4 protein-coding genes and 1 pseudogene are annotated in these 3,378 nt (G+C 54.8%); all 5 read left to right on the forward strand.

The features are described from left to right. A pseudogene (locus tag AB7E14_RS21930) lies at positions 1 to 253 on the forward strand (catechol 1,2-dioxygenase); the annotation flags it as partial. Positions 254 to 375: 122 nt separating this feature from the next. Continuing rightward, positions 376 to 1,764 carry a Rieske 2Fe-2S domain-containing protein gene (locus AB7E14_RS21935; protein ID WP_316961664.1) on the forward strand — a complete coding sequence of 463 codons (1,389 nt, stop codon included), beginning with the start codon at positions 376 to 378 and terminating at the stop codon, positions 1,762 to 1,764. Next, entirely contained in the window at positions 1,758 to 2,243 is a 486-nt protein-coding gene (gene benB, locus AB7E14_RS21940) for a benzoate 1,2-dioxygenase small subunit (RefSeq protein WP_044328245.1), read from the forward strand. Before AB7E14_RS21935 ends, benB begins: the two co-directional genes overlap by 7 nt. Positions 2,244 to 2,252: 9 nt before the next feature. Continuing rightward, positions 2,253 to 3,269, forward strand: coding sequence for a benzoate 1,2-dioxygenase electron transfer component BenC (gene benC, locus AB7E14_RS21945; protein ID WP_044257928.1), 1,017 nt, complete (start codon positions 2,253 to 2,255; stop codon positions 3,267 to 3,269). Positions 3,270 to 3,278: 9 nt separating this feature from the next. After that, positions 3,279 to 3,378: SDR family NAD(P)-dependent oxidoreductase (locus tag AB7E14_RS21950; RefSeq protein WP_428169956.1), on the forward strand; the 100-nt coding region annotated here is incomplete at its 3' end.

Raw genomic sequence — 3,378 nt, forward strand, 5'->3', positions numbered from 1 at the left:
TGTCTCTGCGCCGGGCTTTAAGCACCTGACCAGTCAGATCAACCTGAACGGTGACCAGTATCTGTGGGATGATTTCGCCTTCGCTACCCGTGATGGTCTGATTGCCGACCCGGTGAAAATCAGCGATCCGGCGTTGATTCAGCAACGCGACCTTGCCGGTGAACATACAGAAGTTTGTTTCGACTTTACGCTGTGCGCGGCGCAACGTGCTGAAGAAGAACAACGAATTGCCCGACTGCGCGCTCAGGAATAATACGCGACGCCTGTCTGACCCATACCGTTTTATACCCTACATAATTTGAGCGCAGCCAACGCAACTGCCACTTAAAGTATGACGGGTATATACATCCTGAATTATGCAGGAGGGATACACTCATGCAAAAAACGCTCTCGGCATTAAAAGATAAAATCACGCAGGCTCTGATTGTGGATCGTGATAATCATATTTATCGCTGCCATCGTTCGATATTTACCGATGAGCAGTTATTTAATCTGGAACTCAAACATATCTTCGAAGGGAACTGGGTATTTCTGGCGCATGAAAGTCAGATCCCGGAACCCGGTGATTATTTTACGCTGACCCTGGGACGTCAACCGGTCATTATTACCCGCGATAAAAAGAACGAACTGCATGCGCTTATTAATAGCTGTGCGCATCGTGGCGCGATGTTATGTCGACGAAAGACGGGAAATAAAAACTCCTTTACCTGTCCGTTTCACGGCTGGACCTTCAGTAATAACGGCAAACTGTTGAAGGCGAAAGATGAAAGTACCGGTGGTTATCCGGAGACATTCAGGCATGACGGGTCGCACGATCTGAAATCGCTTCCGCGCTTTGCCTCGTATCGCGGATTTCTGTTCGGTAGTCTGAGTGAAGATGTGCTGCCGCTGGAAACCTACCTCGGCGAGACCAGCAAAATTATCGATCTGATGGTCGATCAGGCTCCCGAGGGGCTGGAAGTCCTGAAAGGTTCGTCCAGCTATGTCTATGAAGGCAACTGGAAACTGGGGGCGGAAAACGGGGCTGACGGCTATCACGTCAGCGTGGTGCACTGGAATTATGCCTCAACCATGTCGCGCCGTAATTACGAAGCGGAAGGCACGCGGGCGGTGGATGCCAACGGCTGGTCTAAGAGTCTCGGCGGTGGCTACGGGTTTGAACACGGTCATATGCTGCTGTGGACGCGGGCGATGAACCCTGAAGTCCGCCCGGTTTACGATCATCGTGAGCGGTTAAAGGCGGAATTTGGTGAAAATCGCGCCGACCAGATGGTCAATGAGACACGGAATTTGTGTCTCTATCCCAACGTGTACCTGATGGATCAGTTTTCCACGCAGATCCGCGTGATTCGCCCCATCGCGGTCGATAAAACCGAAGTGACGATCTGGTGCTTTGCGCCTAAAGGCGAATCTGACCAGGCTCGCGCGCTACGCATTCGCCAGTATGAGGATTTCTTTAACGTCAGCGGGATGGGAACCCCCGACGATCTGGAAGAGTTCAGCGCCTGCCAGCGCGGCTATCTGGGAGAAAATCTGGCGTGGAGCGATCTCAGCCGCGGCGCGCTGCACTGGGTGGATGGCCCCGATGAACATGCACAACAGGCAGGATTCAGACCGCTGTTGAGTGGTGTGAAGTCCGAAGATGAGGCGCTCTACATCGCGCATCATCATCACTGGCAAAACGTGATGCTCGCGGCGGTGGAAAAAGAACAGCAGCAATATGAACACTCGATTACGCAACGCGTGGAGGTGGGCGGATGTTAACGCTTGAACAGGTTCGCCAGTTTCTCTACTACGAAGCGCGGTTGCTGGACGATCGCCAGTGGGACGCGTGGCTCAACTGCTATAGCCCGAAGGTAGTTTTCTGGATGCCCGCCTGGGGCGATGATGATAAAACTACCCGCGACCCACAGCGGGAGATTTCGCTTATCTATTATCCCAATCGGGATGGACTGGAAGATCGGGTGTACCGCATCAAAACCGAACGTTCCGGCGCCAGCACCCCGGAGCCGCGTACCACGCATATGATCAGCAACATCGAACTGTTGGGCGAGAAAGAAGGCGGCATCGAGGTGCGCTACAACTGGGTCACTTACAGCCACCGTTATCAGCATACCGATGCCTACTTCGGCACCACACACTGCACGCTGGTTGAACAGGACGGCCAGCCGCAAATCACGCGGAAAACTGTGCGACTCAATAACGACTATATCCGTCAGGTGATTGACGTTTACCATATTTAAGAGGTGCTTATGAGTTTTACAATTGCCCTCAATTTTGAGGACGGCATCACCCGTTTTATTCAATGCAACGCCGGTGAAAAGGTGCTGGATGCCGCTTACCGGCAGAAGGTGAACCTGCCGATGGATTGCTCCGACGGCGTTTGCGGCACCTGTAAATGCCACTGCGCCAGCGGCGATTACGCGCTGGGAGAGGACTTTCTGGAAGAGGCGCTGAGCGAGGATGAAGCCACTGCACGACAGGTGCTGACCTGCCAGATGATCCCCGCCAGCGACTGTGTCATTGACGTGCCGGTCGCTGCGGCACAGTGTAAAACCAGTATCACGACGACGCATGCAGATGTACTGGCGATCAATGCGCTCTCTGACACGGCGATTGAACTGGTCGTACGCCCGGATACCGCGCTCCATTTTCTCTCCGGGCAGTACATCAACATTCAGGTTCCGGGGACGACGCAGCAGCGTGCCTACTCATTCAGTTCGCTGCCGGGCAGTAACGAAGGACGCTTTCTGATCCGTAATGTGCCCGGTGGGTTGATGAGTCAGTGGCTGACCCAGCGCGGACAACCCGGTGATACCGTCACGCTTAGCGGTCCGATGGGCAGTTTTTATCTGCGTCACGGCGAACGCCCGGTGCTGATGCTGGCTGGCGGTACCGGACTGGCCCCGATGCTGTCCATGCTGGAAACGCTCGCTGCGCAGGGGAGCCAGCGTCAGATCTCGTTACTGTATGGTGTGACCTATGATGTCGACCTGGTCAAAACCGACGCGCTGGACGCCTTTCAGCAGAAACTGGCTGACTTCCGCTGGTTACCGGTTGTCGCCGACGCGCAAAGTGGTTGTCCACAGCGCGGGTTTGTCACCGATCATCTTAGCGAGGCGATGCTCAATCAGGGCGATGTGGATATTTATCTTTGTGGTCCGCCGCCGATGGTCAATGCCATCACCACGGCGTTACGCGAGCGAGGCATTACGCCAGCCGGATTCTGGTACGAAAAATTTATCGCCAGCCAGAGTGCGGCGGCGTAAGGAGCCTCTATGCGATTTAACGATAAAGTTGTGGCCATTACCGGCGCGGCGCAGGGGATTGGTCGCCAGACCGCTATTCAGGCCGCGCAAGAAGGGGCGCGGCTGTTGC

It is taken from the genome of Citrobacter sp. (genome assembly GCF_050252275.1).
GTDB lineage: Bacteria > Pseudomonadota > Gammaproteobacteria > Enterobacterales > Enterobacteriaceae > Citrobacter_A > Citrobacter_A amalonaticus.

Bases quoted from the DNA above. Each gene is read 5' to 3' on its own strand.
- AB7E14_RS21935 (WP_316961664.1), top strand. From the start codon at position 376: ATGCAAAAAACGCTCTCGGCATTAAAAGATAAAATCACGCAGGCTCTG.
- benC (WP_044257928.1), top strand. From the start codon at position 2,253: ATGAGTTTTACAATTGCCCTCAATTTTGAGGACGGCATCACCCGTTTT.
- benB (WP_044328245.1), top strand. From the start codon at position 1,758: ATGTTAACGCTTGAACAGGTTCGCCAGTTTCTCTACTACGAAGCGCGG.